The sequence below is a fragment of the Rhodococcus erythropolis R138 genome, assembly GCF_000696675.2.
Taxonomy (GTDB): domain Bacteria; phylum Actinomycetota; class Actinomycetes; order Mycobacteriales; family Mycobacteriaceae; genus Rhodococcus_F; species Rhodococcus_F erythropolis.
This window is the reverse complement of record NZ_CP007255.1, coordinates 2,118,104-2,135,506: the sequence shown is the minus strand read 5'-3', so window position 1 is coordinate 2,135,506 and position 17,403 is coordinate 2,118,104. Positions and strand designations below refer to the sequence as shown.

Here is a 17,403-nt window from a genome sequence, read left to right as displayed (position 1 = left end):
AGAAAGCCCCACACCTGCCGGTGCGGGGCTGCTTGTGCTGTGCGCCTTTATTAACCGCGGGGGGTTAATAAAGGCGCACAGTGAATTACTTGGCTTCCAGCAGGTCGATCACGAAGACCAAGGTCTTGCCGGAAAGCTGGTGCCCTGCACCGGCGGGGCCGTATGCCAGCTCCGGCGGAATGGTGAGCTGGCGACGTCCGCCGACCTTCATGCCCGGGATGCCGTCCTGCCAACCCTTGATCAGGCCACGAAGCGGGAACTGAATGGACTCGCCACGGCTCCAGGAAGAGTCGAACTCTTCACCGGACTCGAACTCGACACCGACGTAGTGAACGTCGACGGTGCCACCGGGAACGGCTTCGGCGCCTTCTCCGACAACCAGATCCTTGATGACCAGATCGGTCGGCGCGGGGCCTTCCTGGAACTCGATTACGGGCTTGCTACTCATGGGTCCTCCTCGTTGAGGCGAATATAGGGGGCAGAAAGCTAGCGGGTTGTAATATCGCTAGGTCCGCGTCAGCGGGACGTAATGTCTCTGTAGTCACGCTCGGTGTAGCCGGTGTAGATCTGGCGCGGGCGGCCGATCTTCGTAGCCGGATCCTCGTGCATTTCACGCCAGTGCGCAATCCAGCCGGGCAGACGGCCCATGGCGAACAGCACCGTGAACATGCGCGGCGGGAAGCCCATCGCGCGGTAGATGAGGCCGGTGTAGAAGTCGACGTTCGGGTAGAGCTTGCGCTCGATGAAGTAGTCGTCCGTGAGGGCGGCCTCTTCGAGTTGCATTGCGATGTTGAGCAGTTCGTCGTCGCCGCCGAGCTTGGCGAGGATGGTGTGCGCGGTTTCGCGGACCAGCGCAGCGCGCGGATCGTAGTTGCGGTAGACGCGGTGCCCGAAGCCCATGAGCTTCACGCCGTCTTCCTTGTTCTTGACCTTGCGGACGAACTCGGCTGCGGTGCTGCCGCTGGCCTTGATCTCGTCGAGCATCTCGAGCACTGCCTGGTTCGCGCCACCGTGCAGCGGGCCCCACAGTGCGTTGATGCCGGCAGAGACGGAGGTGAACAGGTTGGCGTCCGACGAGCCGACCATGCGCACGGTCGACGTGGAGCAGTTCTGCTCATGGTCCGCGTGCAGGATCAGCAGCATGTCGAGTGCCTTGGCGACCTCGGGATCACCCTGGTACGGCTCGGCCGGGAAGCCGAACGTCATACGCATGAAGTTCTCGACCAGGTTCAACGAGTTGTCCGGGTACAGGAACGGCTGTCCGACGGACTTCTTGTACGCGTACGCAGCGATGGTCGGCAGCTTCGCAAGAAGACGGATGGTGGACAGTTCCACCTGCTCCGGATCCTCGGGATCGAGCGAATCCTGGTAGTACGCCGACAGTGCGTTCACTGCGGAAGAGAGAACCGGCATCGGGTGAGCGTTGCGCGGGAATCCGTCGAAGAACCGCTTGAGGTCCTCGTGAAGCAGGGTGTGTCGACGAATGCGGTCCGTGAAGGACTCGAGCTGGGCGTCGGTCGGCAGTTCGCCGTAGATCAGCAGGTAGCTGACCTCGATGAACGTCGACTTACCTGCCAACTGCTCGATGGGATATCCGCGGTAACGCAGGATTCCCTTCTCACCGTCGATGTAGGTGATTGCAGAACTGGTGGATGCAGTGTTCACAAAACCGGGGTCAAGGGTGGTGTACCCCGTTGTGGCCAGCAGCTTTCCCAGCTCGATGCCGTCATTGCCCTCTGTTGCCCTGGCAATGGACATCGTGTACTCACCACCGGGGTAAGTAAGCGTGGGCTTTGTGTCATTGTCAGCGGGCACGAAGGATCCCTCTCAAGCTCGAACCAACGAGTAACTACATGCGATCAACTAGAAACTAGTCGCACGTGAGAGATCGTGCCGAAGGAGGGTCGCTCCACGGCTATTTTTCGGGTACTCACGAACCCGACATACCCACCGAAACTGAAACACGTTCCAGGCTGGGTTTTCCCACTCGCATGACCGGTACTCCAGTCTACGGAATCGCGCATTTACCCACATTGATCTGCAAATCTCGGCAGCAATCCGAGAATGGGACCAATGTCGGACCGTCCGGAGCACTGACACGAGCTACCGAAAACCGATCGTTATCGGCTGATGCCTACTCGGCGTTACACGATCCCACGGTATGAGAGCCGGATCACAGAACCTTGATGCCCCAGCTACCCGTCCACGTCTGACCCGGGTGAAGCACCAGGAGGTCGATGCCCGAATTGAAGGCGTCAGGCGGGCAGGTCATCGGTTCCAAAGCCAATGCGCGGCCGCGATCGGGATACCCCTTGTCGTTGGCGGGATCTGCGATGAAGGCCTGAATCCACGGGAACTCGCGGTTGGTCCACAGGGCAGTGCCCGTTCCATCCGGAGCCAGCAGCTCATGTTGCGTCCGACCACTGCCGTCGACGACGTCCAATGCGCTGTACGGCGTGTCCAACTGAACCCCGTCGAGCAGTCTCGGTGTCCGGAAGTCGTAATCCGTACCGGCGACTGCCTGCGAATACGCATTCGGCAGCATCCTCGCCGGATCGATCGGCAACCGCGTGCCTGCGGCCAGATGCAGCGCACATTCGTCGAGCGGAAAGTCGCCGGCGCGAATGAAGGTGTGCATTCCGAGCCCGAACGGAGACGAGGTCGCACCCTTGTTCGTGGCCGTATGCGTGACGGTCAACCCGTCGGCACCGACCTCATAGGCGATCGTCAGCTGCAACGGATACGGCCAACCCTTGTGCAGTCCGACGTCCACCGACAGTTCGACGCGCTCGTAGGTGTGGTCCACGAGGCTCCAATTGCGACGACGGACGAACCCGTGGCTCGCGTTCCCCAGCGCAGGTTCGGTGATCTCGAGTTGATGCTCGATCCCGTCGAACATGAAGTGCCCGTCGCGAATTCGGTTGGGCCACGGCGCGAGAACCAATCCGGCCGACAGCGGTGGCTTCGAGCCGAGTGCCCAGGTCTCGGTCAGCGCGCGCTGACCGTTCGGTCCTTCGTGGTCGAGAAGCCGCAACCCGGCACCGGCCGCGGCGATCTCGGCTCGATAGCCGCCACCACGGATCTCGAACCCTCCCCTACCCGTGCTGTGCGGCGCAGTCATACGTACCAGTTTCCACCACGAGCGACCGGTTAACCAGGACGTCAGACGGCGCGTCCCACCTTGTAGCGAACGAACGCCGGAAATGCGAGGGCAGAAAGGACAACACCGACAATCACCAGGAAGCCGCCGCCCGCTGCCGCGATACCGGTTCCGAACAGGAAGGCCGCACCGCCGTGCAGGACGTCACCGATACGCGGACCACCTGCCACGACCACGATGAACACGCCCTGCAGTCGTCCGCGCATGTCGTCGGTTGCCACTTGCTGAAGCATCGTGCTGCGGAATGCGGCCGAGACCATGTCGACGGCGCCGCCGAATGCCAGGAATGCGACCGCCACCCAGAGCAGAATCACACTGGAACCGGGACTCGCGAAGTACACCGCTACGCCGAAGCCGACCATGGACAGCCCCCACAGCGCGATGCAGACCAGCACGGCCCGCCCCTGGTACTGAACTCGTGGCAACCAACCCGAGAAGATACCGCCCAGAACTGCTCCCACCGACATCGCCGCGAACAGCAGTCCGAGCGCAAAACCACCGCTGGCGGGGTCACCGAAGGATTCGTGTGCGATCTCCGGGAACAGTGCTCGCGACATCCCGAACACCATCGCGATGATGTCCACCACGAACGACGCGAGCAGAACCTTCTGCGTCGCGAGATACGTGAAACCGCCGAGGACTTCGCTCAATCCTGCCCGTCGAGACGTGCCGGTCGGCGGAATCGCCGGGAGCTTCCATACTGCCCACAACGTGGCGATCAGAAAGATCGAGTCGAGCAGGTACAGCAGTTGCAGACCGGCCGACGGTATGAGGACACCCGCCAGTAGCGGGCCGGCTATTGCACCGAACTGCACGACAGTCATGTTCAGCGAGTTCGCGGCAGGTAACTGCCTGCCCGGAATCAACCGAGGGATGATCGCCGCTCGCGTCGGTTGGTTCACCGCGAAGAACGCCTGTTGAACCGAGAACAATCCGAGCACCAACCACACGTTGTTCACGTTCAGAGCAGCCTGGATCCAGAACAGCACCGACGTGACACCGAGTCCGATCGAGGTGATCATCAACAGCCGTCGTCGATCCATGACGTCGGCCAGTGCGCCGCCCCACAGACCGAAAACGACCAGCGGGACCAGACCGAAGATTCCCGTCAGACCGACGTAGGCCGAGCTTCGGGTGATCTCGTACACCTGTTGCGGTACGGCGACCACACTGAGCTGAGCGCCGATGACGGTGACGATGCCGGCCGTCCACAGCCGTCGATAGTCGCGATTCTCGAGCGGAGTCGTGTCCGCGAGTAACCGGCTCACGGCTGGAGACGGACGGCGGACCACTGTCCGTCGACCAGGCTCGTGCGAACTCGATTGTGCATGCGGTTCGCGCGTCCTTGCCAGAACTCGACGGACTCGGGCCGAATCAGAATCCCGCCCCAGTTCGGTGGCACCGGAATCTCACCGTCCACGCCGAATCGGGCGGCGACCTCACGCAGTTGCTCGTCGAGATCGGCACGCGAGTCGATCGGACGAGACTGCGACGACGCCCACGCGCCGAGCTGCGATCCACGAGGCCTGGTTCGCCAATACTCCTGCGTCAGTTGAGCACTCACGCGCTCGGTGGTGCCGCGGACGATCACCTGCCTGGCAAGGGTCAGCCACGTGAAGTTGGCCGACGCGTACGGGTGGGCGGCGAGGTGACGAGCCTTGTCGGATCCGTAGTTGGTGAAGAAGAGGACACCGTCTTCGCTGAGCCCTTTGCAGAGCACGGTGCGCGACGCCGGATGCCCACCGTCGTCCACCGTCGACAGAGTCATGGCGTTGGGCTCCGGCGCGTCAGCTTCGACGGCGTCCACGAGCCATTGACGCATGAGGGGCAGCCAACCGGTCTCGACGACCGAGGTATCCAATTCCGCACTCATGCGGTCCTCGACGGACTCCGATTCGCTGCCTGCTTGCGGATAGCCCACACGCATGGCCGCGAGTTCGTTGTCCACCGCCTGCGGGTCCTGACGTTCATTCGACACAGCCGAGAACGCTACTCCCGGGTACTCACTGGCCAACGGCTACGCGGCACGCGCTAAAGTTTGCCGTGGCTAGACCCGACCCGGACCGCGAGCCGCACCAGCGACAGCAACCGAATCGGGACGAGACGATTGCGCAGTACAAAACACGGTGCGTGCTCATCCCTGCGAGCACCGAGGCGCAGTCACTGAAGCTGAGGCAGTGCGACTGTAGACCTGGCGCACTCGAACGAGGAGAGTCCACGAGAATGGCAGCGAGCGCAGCAATACCGGACGATTTTGTGAGCGGACTCGAAGGCGTCGTCGCCTTCACCAGCGATATCGCAGAACCCGACAAGGACGGCGGCGCACTGCGCTACCGCGGTGTCGACATCGAAGACCTGGTCGGCCAGAGGGTCACCTTCGGCAACGTATGGGCCCTTCTCGTCGACGGCCGCTTCGGCCCCGGCCTCCCGCCGGCCGAGCCGTTCCCCCTCCCCATTCACACCGGCGACGTCCGTGTCGACGTCCAGGCCGGACTGGCGATGCTGGCTCCCATCTGGGGCTACCAGCCGCTCCTCGACATCGATGACGAGACCGCCCGCGACCAGCTCGCCCGCGCATCCGTCATGGCACTGTCGTACGTCGCGCAGTCCGCTCGCGGCATCTACCAGCCTGCAGTCCCCCAGAGCCGCATCGACGAGGCCAAGACGGTCACCGAGCGCTTCATGGTTCGCTGGAAGGGTGAGCCCGATCCGGCACACGTCGAGGCAATCGACGCGTACTGGGTCTCGGCAGCCGAGCACGGCATGAACGCCTCCACCTTCACGGCCCGCGTCATCGCCTCCACCGGCGCCGACGTCGCTGCCTCGCTTTCCGGCGCCATCGGCGCGATGTCCGGCCCGCTGCACGGCGGCGCACCGGCCCGCGTTCTTCCGATGATCGAAGAGACCGAGAAGACCGGCGACGCCCGCGCACTGGTCAAGGGAATCCTCGACCGCAAGGAAAAGCTCATGGGCTTCGGACACCGCGTCTACCGCGCCGAAGATCCCCGTGCACGCGTGCTCCGCGCTACCGCGAAGCGCCTCAACGCTCCCCGCTACGAAGCTGCCGCAGCTCTCGAGCAGGCTGCACTGGCAGAACTCCGTGAGCGTCGTCCCGATCGCGCGATCGAGACCAACGTCGAGTTCTGGGCCGCCGTCATCCTCGACTTCGCCGAGGTTCCCGCGCACATGATGCCTGCCATGTTCACCTGTGGCCGCACCGCCGGCTGGTGTGCACACATCCTCGAGCAGAAGCGTCTCGGTAAACTGGTACGCCCGGCCGCCATCTACACCGGCCCGGCGCCCCGTACTCCGGAGTCGGTCGAGGGCTGGGACCAGATCAGCCACGCGTAGTACCCCGCTCGAATTCGCCAATCACGGTAGTACAGAACACAAGTGAAGGAACAGAAAGAAGCGATGACCTCCACACCGATCATCCCCGCCGACCTCAAGCCCGCCGACGGACGCTTCGGCTGCGGTCCTTCCAAGGTTCGCCCCGAGCAGCTGCAGTCCCTGGTCGAGGTGGGCGCTTCGGTGTTCGGCACCAGCCATCGCCAGAAGCCGGTCAAGAACGTTGTGGCCAGCATTCGTTCCGGCCTCGCCGATCTGTTCTCACTGCCCGAGGGCTACGAGGTCGTCCTCGGCAACGGCGGAACCACTGCGTTCTGGGATGCGGCCGCATTCGGCCTCATCCGCGAGAAGTCGCTGCACCTGACCAACGGCGAATTCAGCTCCAAGTTCGCTTCGGTCGCCAAGGCCAACCCGTTCATCGGTGACCCGATCGTCGTTTCCGCCGATCCGGGCAGCGCACCGGTGCCGGTCTCCGACCCGTCCGTCGATCTCATCGGCTGGGCGCACAACGAGACCTCCACCGGTGTGTCGATCCCCGTCTCGCGCCCCGCGGGTTCGGAGAACGCACTGATCGCCATCGACGCCACCTCGGGCGCCGGTGGACTTCCGGTCAACGTCGCCGATTCCGACGTCTACTACTTCGCTCCGCAGAAGTGCTTCGCTGCAGATGGTGGACTGTGGATCGCGCTCATGAGCCCGGCCGCCCTCGAGCGCGTCGCGGAGATCAAGGATTCGGGCCGCTGGACGCCTGACTTCCTCTCGCTGCCCATCGCCGTGGACAACAGCTCCAAGGATCAGACGTACAACACCCCGGCCCTGGCCACCCTGTTGCTCTTCGCCAACCAGATCGAGTGGATGAACAGCAACGGCGGCCTCGACTGGACCACCGCTCGCACCGCGGATTCGTCCTCGCGCCTGTACAACTGGGCCGAGGCCAGCGAGTTCGCAACCCCGTTCGTCGCTGATCCGGCACACCGCTCGCAGGTTGTCGGCACCATCGACTTCAACGACGACGTCGACGCTGCCGAGGTGGCAAAGATCCTGCGCGCCAACGGAATCGTCGATACCGAGCCGTACCGCAAGCTCGGCCGCAACCAGCTGCGCGTCGGCATGTTCCCGGCCATCGACCCCGATGACGTCACCGCTCTCACCAAGAGCATCGACTGGGTCGTTTCTCAGCTCGGCTGATTTTCATACTGCTTCACCGCTCGGCCCCCGACATGATGTCGGGGGCCGAGCGTCGTTTGCGCCAGGCCTTGTGAGCTACCACACCGGTGGTCGGATCCGAGGTCATCTCGCCCTGCGTGTCCTGCCGAGTCCATGGTCACGAATGAATTACAGTTGAGCGCGGCGCAAAGTCGCGAGCCGGCGCGATAAGGAGGTCAATGTGCGAGAGCTTCGAGTGATCGGACTTGAACCCGATGGATCGCATGTGGTGTGCGCAGATGCTGAAACCGGCCAGAAATTCCGGCTTCCCGCCGATGACAAACTTCGTGCAGCTTCCCGCGGAGACGTGGCTCGACTCGGCCAGATTGAGATCGAAATGGAAAGCCAACTCCGTCCCCGCGAAATTCAGGCGCGCATTCGTTCCGGTGCTTCCGTAGAGCAGGTCGCCGAAGAAGCGAAGATCCCCATCAGCAAGGTCGAGCGCTTTGCGTACCCCGTTCTGCTCGAGCGTTCCCGCGCCGCGGAAATGGCGCAGGGCGGACACCCGGTACGCGACAACGGCCCGACGGTTCCCACCCTCTCCGAAATCGTGACCCACGCATTCCGCGCCCGCGGCCACAGCATCGACGAGGCCACCTGGGATGCCTGGCGCGACGAGGACAATCAGTGGGTCGCGCAGTTGCAGTGGCAGGCCGGCCGCACCACCAACGCCGCACACTGGCGCTACCAGCCCGACGCGCACGGCGGAACGATCGTCGCACTCGACGACGCGGCATTCGACTTGATCGATCCCGACTTCGGTCGCCCACTCCGCGGCCTGGTACCGGTGGTTTCGAACGAGCCGCAGCAGCTTGAACTGTCCCGATTCGACGTCGAACCGGTGGCGGAGATCGAGCCGGAGCCCGCAGCAGTTTCCGAGCGAACAGCAGTTTCCGAGCGGACAGCAGCTTCCGAGCGAACGGTGGTGGCGGAACGAATCGTGGCGCCCGAGCCGATTGCTGTCGAGCCGGAAACAGTCGTCGACGAAGAGGTTCCCGAGCCTGCACCGGACGTGACCCCGAAAACCGCTCCGCAGCAGACGCAGACCAAGGACAAGCGCGGACGGCCTGCTCTTCCCTCGTGGGACGACGTACTCCTCGGGGTCCGCAGCAGCGGTCGCTGACCCGAAGGAAAGTATTCTTCTTTCGAGCGAGGCTGAGGAGAGAGGGCTGCCGGTGGCTGCACGGGTATCGACGATCTGGTTTCTGGGCGGCGCAGACGCTCGCACCGAATTGAGCAAGTACCCACAGCCGGATCAGACCGAGGCGCTGAACATCGCCATGTCGCTGTACCCGGACAAGGAGTTCGAGTCTCTCGGTCCTCAGCCGCTGTCGATGGCCGCGACGGTGAGCCCCGGCTACGTCTTCGTCGGCGCGTACGGCCGAGTGAGCGTCGTCTGCAGTTCCGAACTCAGCACATTTGTCCCCTCGAAACTGCCTGAGTCCTGGCACCTTTCGGCCGAGGGTGGCTCGACGCTGTTGATCAGCTCCGTCCCCGAAACCGCGCAGGGTTCGTTTGCACTGTGGGAGAACGGCGAGCTACGACGCTCGTTCAGTGCCCTCCCGATCGACATCGTCGAAAATCTGGGGATCCCGCAGACGTGGGAACTGGAATTCTGGGCCGGCAACCATCCCCTGCGTTACCCGCCCGGGTTCCTGCCCGATCCGCAGTCACTTCCGTTCCACCCGCAGCAGTTCGCGGAGTCCGCCAACCTCGAGTGGCTGGGATTCCGATACACCGGCGCGCCGCGAGAACACGAACTCGACACAACGCAGATTCTCCTGTGGGGCTTCAAGATTCATCGTCCCGGCGAGGCACCCAAACCTGCGCCCCCAGCTCCCGTACCGGTACCCGAGCAGGCGCCGACAGAGATACCCACGCCCGAAAACATGCCGCCGATCCACGACGCACCCGTGGCCAAGCCGCGCGGTCGCCTCGCCCGGTACTTCGGGTTCAAGTAGCGCGAACAAGCATCACACAGTCACGCGGCTATCGCTGCGATCCACCCGAGCGGAACGCCGACTACCGCGCCGTAGACCACCCATCGCCACACGGGGACGGCTCGCCAGCGCCACACGGTCGGCGCAAGTCCGCCTACCGCAATGATATTGACGACAACCGCCAGGAGCACGTTCACGTTGCCGAGCGCGATGCAGAACGTCGCGACGGCGCTGGTCGAGAGCATCGCGGCGAATACCGACACCGCGATTCCGGTGAACCAGGGCGTGCGGTCCAGAGTCACCGGCCGGTCCTGACACGTTCGTAGAAGGCCATCGCCGCTGCGGTCGCGACATTGAGCGAGTCGGTGCCGGGAGCCATCGGTATCTTGGCACGAATGTCGGTGGCCCGCATCGCATGTTCGGTCAGACCTGGCCCCTCGGCGCCCAGCAGTAGCGCCACCTTCTCCCCGGTCATCGCTTCGGCCAAAGTGACCGCTTCCGGATTCGGAGTCAAGGATATGAGCTGAAAACCGTTGCCACGCAGCTCATCCAAGTCATGTGGCCACTTTGCCACATGCGCGAAGGGCACTCGCAGCACGTGCCCCATCGACACACGGACCGACCGCCGGTACAGCGGGTCAGCACAACCCTTCCCGAACAGAACGGCGTCGACGCCGAGCCCTGCAGCGTTGCGGAACATCGAGCCGAGGTTCTCGTGATCGTTGACGCCTTCGAGGACCACGACGGTCTTTGCGTCCTTCAGCACGTCCGAGACCGTGAGTGGTGCCGGGCGCGCTGCTGCAGCGAGGACGCCACGGTTCAGGTGGAATCCGACGACCTCGGCCATCACTTCGGCGCTCGTACGGTAGAACGGCACGTCCACACCGTCGAGATCGTCAGCGAGCTCCAGGAGCCGTCGTTCAACGCCGAGAAGACTGATCGGCTGAAACCGCGACGTCAGCAGTCGCTGAGTGACGAACACTCCTTCGGCGATGACCAGTCCCTTGCCCTCCGGCAGGTCGGGGCGCCGATCCGAGGAGTTGAGATCGCGAAAGTCATCCAACCGGGGGTCGGCGGGATCTGAGATGTCGATGACGTGAACCACGGGTCTATCGTGCCGTACGCACCGCGGGCCCCCGTCACTACTCCCGACCTAGCGCAGCAGCGTAGCGAAATGCGCGTCGAGCACCTGGCTGATCACCTGCGGATTGGTTCGCTCGGGATTGTCGACGCCGTGCGACGCGAGCCCGTCGGCGAGCGCATGCAACCTCATCGCCTCGATGTCGACCGAAGCGTCCGGCTGCAGGAATCCTGCATCATGTACGGCCTCGACAAATGTTCGATAGTGCTCGAACAGCGTCCGGTCCGTCTCGTCACGCACTGCCGTCAACGTCGAATCGGTCTGGGCAGCAGCAGCAAACGCCTCCCAGACCTGCATTTCTTCACGCCGATCTTCGTCGAGGGGAACGAACTGATCGGTGAACTGGCGGATCGCGCGGCGGATGTCGGGATCGAAGTCGATGCCGGCGATTCTCTTCTCCACTCGGACGGTCACGAGCGTCATCGCGAACAGCAAGAGTTCAGACTGCGTCGCGAAGAAGTGCCTTAGCGACCCCGTCGACATCTTCGCCTCGTCCGCGACGGCCCGGACGCTCGCGCTCGCCACACCATCACGACGGATCACACGCCAGACAGCCTCGGCGATCTCTTCCCGTCGCTCATCGGGGCTGCTTCGTTTCACCACTTCACAAAGCTAACACAGTTGTGCTAGTTTTCGATCACTAACACAGTCGTACTAGAAATGAGCTGATGTCATGATCGTCCATCTGATCATCGCGTGCGAAATCATGTTCTGGGTGTTCATCGCCGCCGGTCTCGCCGCCCGCTATCTGCTGCGCCGCAAGACGCTGGGTGCCGCACTGCTCATCTGCGCACCCCTGGTCGACGTCGTCCTGCTCGTCGCCACAGCCCTCGATCTTCGGGGCGGCGGCGAGGCGAACTTCACCCACGGGCTTGCTGCGGCCTACATCGGATTCTCCGTTGCGTTCGGGCACAGTCTCATCTCCTGGGCCGACGCCAGGTTCGCCTACCGATTCGCCGGCGGCCCGGCTCCCGTCGCGCCACCCGAGTACGGGAGTGCGCGAGCACTGCGCGAATGGCGCGAGTTCGGCAAAGCCGCGATCGCCTGGGCCATCGCGTGCGGACTTCTCGGCGCGGCCATCTTCCTCGTCGACGACCCCGCACGTACGGGTGCCCTCGACGGATGGATCAGCAAGCTGACAGTGGTGCTGGGAATCTGGGGAGCAATCGCCCTGAGCTACACGGTGTTTCCCAAGCGCGAGAAGGTCACGGCGCGCGGCTAGCCTCGACTGCCTGTTCGGTCGCGTCGCACACGATCACCGGACGCAGGACGAACACCGGCAACCTGCCACCGTCTTCCGGCCTCGCAAGACGAAGTTTCAGCCCTTCGCTACGTAGCAGGTACACCCCGGCCACTGTGCCCGAGACGAGCGAGATCACTCCGCCCACGATCAGGGGCGCACGGGGATCCACGGAGTCGGCGAGCCAACCAAGCAGCGGACTTCCCAGCGGTGTGCCACCGAGGAAACTGAGCATGTAGATGCCCATCACCCGCCCACGCATCTCGGAGGGGACCGACATCTGCAGGATGTTCATTGCGGACGTCGTGAACGTCAACGTCAGTGCGCCCGTGGGGATCAACATCAGCGCCACCAACGCATAGGTAGGCATCAATCCCACCGCGACCTCGAACACGCCGAAAGCCACGGCGGCACCGAGGAACGTCCGCAACCGCGGCGCTTCCTTGCGCCTTGCGGCATACGCAGCGCCTGCAAGGGTTCCCACGGCAAGCGTCGTGGACAGCAGTCCGTAACCGTCGGCTTCGAGGCCGAACGTGTTGCGCGCCATCACCGCCAGGCTGATCGCGAAGTTCAGGCCGAACGTCGAGACCATGAAGACGGACACCATGATCACCCGAAGGTCCTTGCGACCCCACACATATCGGAACCCGTCGCGCACCTGCCCCTTGGTACGCGGCGCCGGTTCGGACGGGATCAGCTCCTTCTTGTTCATCAGGTACAGCGCGATGAGGACCCCACCGAACGTCGCGACGTTGAGCAGGAACACCCATCCGGTTCCGATCAGGTTGATCAAAACACCCGAGATGGCCGGACCGACGATGCGGGCCGTGTTGAACGTCATCGAGTTGAGCGCGATGGCATTGGACAGGTGTTCCTTGCCCACCATCTCGATAGTGAACGACTGACGCACCGGTGCGTCGAGCGCCGAGACACAGCCGAGGGCAAAGGCGATCAGGAAGACGTGCCACAACGCGACGAGCCCACCGACGTCCAACAGACCCAACACCAGTGCGCATACCGCACTCGCCCACTGCGTGAAGATCAGGATCCGACGCTTGTCGTACCGATCGGCCAGCACCCCACCCCACACCGACAGAAACAGCGTCGGACCGAACTGCAAGGCCATGACGATGCCCACCGCCAACGCGTTGCCGTCCGAGAGCGTCAGTACCAGCCAGTCCTGGGCAATACGTTGCATCCACGTGCCGACCAGAGAAACAATCTGTCCGGAAGCCCAAAGGCGGTAGTTGCGGTTGTGGAGCGCGGCAAACATGCCGGAATCGGGGTCTCGGGGCACTCCACCATCTTGCCCCTCGAGTAATTCGTTTGGGCAACGACCTCTATGTAGCGGAGCTACGCGACCGCATAACTCGCGGAACTACTCCGTCTTGTTGACCATCTCCGTGATGATCCCGACGGCACCGCGCAGCGTCGCGAGTTCTTCGCCACCCAGCCCGGCCAGCTGCTCGTTCATCCACGCCTCACGCGCATGGGTCTCGTCCGCGAGCAACGCCTGCCCGGCGTCGGAGAGATTCACGATGATCTGACGACCGTCCGTGGGATGCGGCGAGCGCTCGACCAGACCGAGCTCGGCGAGAGAAGCAACAACGCGCGTCATCGACGGCGGCTGAACTTTCTCACGTGCTGCGAGTACGCCAGGGGTCATCGGGCCGTACTGATCCAGGCTCGCCAAAGCGGACAGTTGCGTCAGCGATACCTGAGCGTCGACTCTGCGGCCGCGCAGATGCCTGGTGAGACGCACTACAGCCAGGGAAAGATCGCTGGCCAGCGCACGAGTTTCGGTGGTCACGCGTCAGACAATACGTCAAGAGCTGGCCGGTAGCTCACGTAATCGAATACCGGTCAACCCTGATTTCACGTAAGGGCGTCGGTAATGGGTCCGACAGTGAAGTAGGCCACAAAAAGTGCCGCCACGATCCAGAGCAACGGGTGGATCTTCTTGATACCACCGCTGGCAGCGTGCAGGACCACCCATGAAATGAAGCCGACACCGATGCCGTTGGCGATCGAGTAGGTGAACGGCATGACGATCATGGTCAGGAACGCCGGGAGTGCCACCGAGAACTTGGTGAAATCGATGTCTCGGACCTGTCCGATCATCAGCGCACCGACGACGACAAGGGCAGGCGCAGCTGCCTCGATCGGCACGACGGAGTAGAGCGGCGTCAGGAACATCGCGACGAGGAAGAGCAGTCCGGTCACGACATTTGCCAGGCCCGTGCGGGCGCCTTCGGCGATACCCGACGCGGATTCCACGAACACGGTGTTCGACGACGCCGAAGCGCCACCGCCGACGATGGCACCGGCGCCTTCGACGACAAGCGCGCGACCGACGTTGGGGAGGTTTCCATCCTTGTCGGTCAGGCCGGCTTCCTTACCGAGACCCGTCATCGTGCCCATGGCGTCGAAGAAATTCGCGAGCACGAGGGTGAAGACAAGCAGGCTGGCGGCCAGAACACCGATGCGGGTGAACGCGCCGAAGATGCTGACGTCGCCGACCAGGCTCAGATCAGGCATACCACCGAGCATCTCCGGGATCGCGGGGATGCTGAGGTTCCAGCCCTTGGGGTTGGTTCCGAGCGAGGGTCCGACGTCGGCAACTGCCTCGATGATCGCAGCGAGGATCGTCGTGACAACGATGCCGATCAGCAGTCCACCACGAACCTTGCGCACAACCAGAACACCCATGAGCAGGACACCGAAGATGAACACCACGGTCGGCCACGAAGCGATCGAGCCGTTGATTCCGAGTCCGACGGGAACCGTCGTACCGGCGGCATCGGGGATGCGGCGGACGAATCCGGCGTCGACCAGTCCGATGAAGGCGATGAACATGCCGATACCGGCCGCGATCGCGGACTTCAATGCCGAGGGAATCGCATTGAACACCGCAGTTCGGAAACCGGTGAGTGCCAACAGAACGATGATCACACCGTCGATGACCACCAGGCCCATCGCCTCGGGCCAGGTGACCTGAGGTGCGATGGTGACGGCGAGCAGGCTGTTGATGCCGAGACCCGCGGCGATGGCAAACGGATAGTTGGCAACGAGACCGAAGACGATGCTCATCAGGCCGGCAACCAGAGCGGTGACCGCAGCCACCTGGTTGACCGGAAGGATGTTGCCGAGAACGTCGGTCTTCGCTGCAGCGTCGTCAGCCGAGAAACTGCCGAGGATCAGGGGGTTGAGGACCACGATGTAGGCCATCGCCACGAAGGTGACGACACCGCCGCGAACCTCGGTCGAGATCGTCGACCCTCGTTCGCTGATCTTGAAATAGGTGTCGAGGATCTTGCCGGGTGCCGCCATGTTTGTTCTTTCCCCATCGCTGTAGGTCGCCGTGTGCCGGCGCACATGAAGCCGGTCGCACTAGGGAGAGTAGGCCACCGGGGTACGGGTAGCGTTAATTTTGTGACGGAGACTCGCAACACAACCAGCCTGATCGGCAAATTGTCCGCACCCGCGCCGGCACTGATCATCGGCACCGCGTTGTGGGTGGTCGCCACGATCGTGGTCGCGGTGAGCGGCGATCGTTGGTCGGATGCACTCCCGATCTGTTACGCGGGTATCGGAGTCGGCTTCCTCGGCCTCGCTCTGTTCTCCATTCAACGACGCGCAGCTGTGCGCGGTGACAAGGGCGCACAACAGGGCGCCGGTCTGGTCGACTGAGCAGGTCGATTCACCCTGCCAGCATGGTAAGCCTACCCTGCACTCTAGTGTCGGTCTTAGCTTGTCAATGCTGAAAGGAACCACGTAACCGTGAAGATCTCCCACCGAAATCGTTGGAAAAGCCGAGGACGTTGGATGAGACTGACATCCGTTGCTCTGGTCGCCCTGGTCGGCACAGCACTCGTCTCCTGCAGTTCGAACGACGACGCAGCAAGTAGTTCGTCGAGTTCCGGTGGCGGCGCCTTCCCCGTCACGATCGATCACGCTTTCGGCAGCACCACGATCGATTCCGAACCACAACGGATCGTCACTGTCGGTTACAACGACGAGCAGGCTCTGCTGGCCTTGGGCATCAAGCCCGTCGGAATGGTCAATCAGTACCCGGGCGAGCCGGACGTCAACCGCACGTGGCCGTGGGTCACCGGCCCTTGGGGCGGAACCGAACCGACCGTCGTCGGCAGCAATCCCGAAACCACGATCAGCGTCGAAAAGATCGCTGCGCTCGAGCCCGACTTGATCCTCGCGCTCTACTCGAGCATCGACAAAGACCTGTACACCACACTTTCCGCGATCGCCCCGACCGTCGCGAAGGATCCGGCCTACGGCGACTACGCAACTCCGTGGCAGATCACGACGAAGACCGCAGCGAAGGCAGTGGGTCGCGAAGCCGACGGCGAGAAGTTGGTCGCCGATATCGACAAGCAGTTCGCCGACGCCAGAAGCGCTCACCCGGAATTTGCAGACCAGACCGCGGTGATCATCAGCGTCGACACGACCCCGGAGTTCTACGCCTTCTCCTCCGAGGACGCCCGCGGACGGGTCCTCGGCAGTCTCGGATTCAAACCTGCTCCCGCGGTCGAGGCATTGATGAACGGTGAGTTCTACGCGCCCATCTCCACCGAGCGACTAGATCTCCTCGACGTGGACCGTCTCGTTGTCATCGGCAATCCCGATGCCGCCCAGGCGGTCCGAAACAATCCGGGCTTCCAGCAACTCGACGTGGTCAAGAACAATCGCGTCGTCTACGTCAACGACGATCAGGCCCCGCAGGTCGGTGCGGCCCTGACCGCGAGTTCAGCACTGAGCTTGCCGTGGGCGACAAGCCAACTACTCGCCGAACTCACGAAGTAACCAGCGCCCGGCGCTTCCTGATCTGCGCAGTTCCCCAGATCCACACTCCGGCCCACACCATCCCGAACGCCCAACCTGCCAGCACATCGGTCATCCAATGGGCAGCCAGGTAGACGCGGGAGAATCCGACAGCGATCGTGTACAGGCCGAGGCTCGCGAGCATTGCCATCTTCGCGAGCCTCGGCAAAGCAAGCCGAAGAATCACTGCGGCAACCGAAGTCGCGAGTATCGCGCTCATCATCGCGTGGCCCGACGGGAACGAATACGAATCGATTTCGATCAAACGCTCCGGCAGGGGTGGACGGGTTCGCGTGAAGATGCGCTTCAATCCGCTCATCACGAGCAGACCGGTCAACATCGATCCGGCGATCAGCAGAGCGTCCGTTCGGAGCCCCCGAACCAGAAGCACGATCGTGAGCAGCGTCGCGATCAGCCACGACGCGAGGGTTCCGCCGCTGTCGGTGATGACGTCGACCACGTCCACGAGCCACGCCGTCCGCTGGCTCACTGCACTGTCGAGTACCCACTGATCAAAAGACATCTGCCC

Annotated in this window: 19 protein-coding genes; 7 read left to right on the top strand and 12 right to left on the bottom strand. The window is 63.2% G+C overall.

The features are described 5' to 3' along the window. Positions 1-85: 85 nt before the first annotated feature. The 5 genes from H351_RS10040 to pdxH all read right to left on the bottom strand — a co-directional run bounded on the left by H351_RS10040 (position 86) and on the right by pdxH (position 5,138). Positions 86-448 (bottom strand): FKBP-type peptidyl-prolyl cis-trans isomerase, encoded by a 363-nt coding sequence (locus tag H351_RS10040; protein WP_019744913.1) that lies wholly within the window; start codon positions 446-448, stop codon positions 86-88. Between the two features lie 68 nt (positions 449-516). Then, positions 517-1,815 (bottom strand): citrate synthase, encoded by a 1,299-nt coding sequence (locus H351_RS10035; protein WP_003940509.1) that lies wholly within the window; start codon positions 1,813-1,815, stop codon positions 517-519. A 358-nt stretch (positions 1,816-2,173) separates the two neighbouring features. Further along, positions 2,174-3,121 (bottom strand): aldose 1-epimerase family protein, encoded by a 948-nt coding sequence (locus tag H351_RS10030; protein ID WP_029256014.1) that lies wholly within the window; start codon positions 3,119-3,121, stop codon positions 2,174-2,176. 41 nt (positions 3,122-3,162) lie between these two features. Beyond that, positions 3,163-4,428, bottom strand: a complete 1,266-nt coding sequence (locus tag H351_RS10025) for an MFS transporter (protein WP_029256015.1) — start codon at positions 4,426-4,428, stop codon at positions 3,163-3,165. After that, positions 4,425-5,138, bottom strand: coding sequence for a pyridoxamine 5'-phosphate oxidase (gene pdxH / locus H351_RS10020; RefSeq protein ID WP_021332218.1), 714 nt, complete (start codon positions 5,136-5,138; stop codon positions 4,425-4,427). The genes H351_RS10025 and pdxH overlap by 4 nt, the downstream gene beginning before the upstream one ends. Positions 5,139-5,383: 245 nt before the next feature. On the opposite strand from pdxH, the gene H351_RS10015 reads away from it, so the two are divergent. From H351_RS10015 to H351_RS10000, 4 genes are all read left to right on the top strand, one after another. Beyond that, entirely contained in the window at positions 5,384-6,511 is a 1,128-nt protein-coding gene (locus H351_RS10015) for a citrate synthase 2 (protein ID WP_003940025.1), read from the top strand. A gap of 63 nt (positions 6,512-6,574) precedes the next feature. Further along, positions 6,575-7,696, top strand: a complete 1,122-nt coding sequence (gene serC / locus H351_RS10010; RefSeq protein ID WP_007733484.1) for a phosphoserine transaminase — start codon at positions 6,575-6,577, stop codon at positions 7,694-7,696. A 199-nt stretch (positions 7,697-7,895) separates the two neighbouring features. Next, entirely contained in the window at positions 7,896-8,837 is a 942-nt protein-coding gene (gene sepH / locus H351_RS10005; RefSeq protein ID WP_019744919.1) for a septation protein SepH, read from the top strand. A gap of 52 nt (positions 8,838-8,889) precedes the next feature. Further along, on the top strand, positions 8,890-9,675 hold the full coding sequence (locus H351_RS10000) for a DUF6928 family protein (RefSeq protein ID WP_029256016.1): 786 nt from the start codon (positions 8,890-8,892) through the stop codon (positions 9,673-9,675). 20 nt (positions 9,676-9,695) lie between these two features. Here the strand turns inward: H351_RS10000 and H351_RS09995 are convergent, their stop codons facing one another. From H351_RS09995 to H351_RS09985, 3 genes are read right to left on the bottom strand one after another with little or no spacing between them, the layout of a single operon-like run. Further along, the gene (locus H351_RS09995) at positions 9,696-9,956 is read right to left on the bottom strand and encodes a DUF2537 domain-containing protein (RefSeq protein ID WP_029256017.1); all 261 of its coding nucleotides are present in this window, start codon (positions 9,954-9,956) and stop codon (positions 9,696-9,698) included. Then, the gene (locus H351_RS09990) at positions 9,953-10,759 is read right to left on the bottom strand and encodes a TrmH family RNA methyltransferase (protein WP_029256018.1); all 807 of its coding nucleotides are present in this window, start codon (positions 10,757-10,759) and stop codon (positions 9,953-9,955) included. Before H351_RS09990 ends, H351_RS09995 begins: the two co-directional genes overlap by 4 nt. Positions 10,760-10,807: 48 nt before the next feature. Further along, positions 10,808-11,398: a TetR/AcrR family transcriptional regulator gene (locus H351_RS09985; RefSeq protein ID WP_029256019.1), complete on the bottom strand. Its 591-nt coding sequence runs from the start codon at positions 11,396-11,398 to the stop codon at positions 10,808-10,810. A gap of 70 nt (positions 11,399-11,468) precedes the next feature. On the opposite strand from H351_RS09985, the gene H351_RS09980 reads away from it, so the two are divergent. After that, positions 11,469-12,017 carry a hypothetical protein gene (locus H351_RS09980; protein ID WP_029256020.1) on the top strand — a complete coding sequence of 183 codons (549 nt, stop codon included), beginning with the start codon at positions 11,469-11,471 and terminating at the stop codon, positions 12,015-12,017. Here H351_RS09980 and H351_RS09975 read toward each other — a convergent pair. The 3 genes from H351_RS09975 to H351_RS09965 all read right to left on the bottom strand — a co-directional run bounded on the left by H351_RS09975 (position 12,001) and on the right by H351_RS09965 (position 15,365). Further along, positions 12,001-13,308, bottom strand: a complete 1,308-nt coding sequence (locus tag H351_RS09975; RefSeq protein WP_007733487.1) for an MFS transporter — start codon at positions 13,306-13,308, stop codon at positions 12,001-12,003. The genes H351_RS09980 and H351_RS09975 overlap by 17 nt on opposite strands. A gap of 105 nt (positions 13,309-13,413) precedes the next feature. Then, positions 13,414-13,845, bottom strand: a complete 432-nt coding sequence (locus H351_RS09970; protein WP_019744926.1) for a MarR family winged helix-turn-helix transcriptional regulator — start codon at positions 13,843-13,845, stop codon at positions 13,414-13,416. A gap of 65 nt (positions 13,846-13,910) precedes the next feature. Then, the gene (locus tag H351_RS09965; RefSeq protein WP_020970489.1) at positions 13,911-15,365 is read right to left on the bottom strand and encodes an NCS2 family permease; all 1,455 of its coding nucleotides are present in this window, start codon (positions 15,363-15,365) and stop codon (positions 13,911-13,913) included. Between the two features lie 102 nt (positions 15,366-15,467). On the opposite strand from H351_RS09965, the gene H351_RS09960 reads away from it, so the two are divergent. Both H351_RS09960 and H351_RS09955 read left to right on the top strand, forming a co-directional pair. After that, positions 15,468-15,725, top strand: coding sequence for a DUF2530 domain-containing protein (locus H351_RS09960; protein WP_019744928.1), 258 nt, complete (start codon positions 15,468-15,470; stop codon positions 15,723-15,725). 135 nt (positions 15,726-15,860) lie between these two features. Continuing rightward, positions 15,861-16,856, top strand: a complete 996-nt coding sequence (locus H351_RS09955) for an iron-siderophore ABC transporter substrate-binding protein (RefSeq protein ID WP_029256021.1) — start codon at positions 15,861-15,863, stop codon at positions 16,854-16,856. On the opposite strand, the gene H351_RS09950 is transcribed toward H351_RS09955, so the two are convergent. Further along, positions 16,846-17,397 (bottom strand): phosphatase PAP2 family protein, encoded by a 552-nt coding sequence (locus H351_RS09950; RefSeq protein ID WP_019744930.1) that lies wholly within the window; start codon positions 17,395-17,397, stop codon positions 16,846-16,848. The genes H351_RS09955 and H351_RS09950 overlap by 11 nt on opposite strands. Positions 17,398-17,403 lie beyond the last annotated feature (6 nt).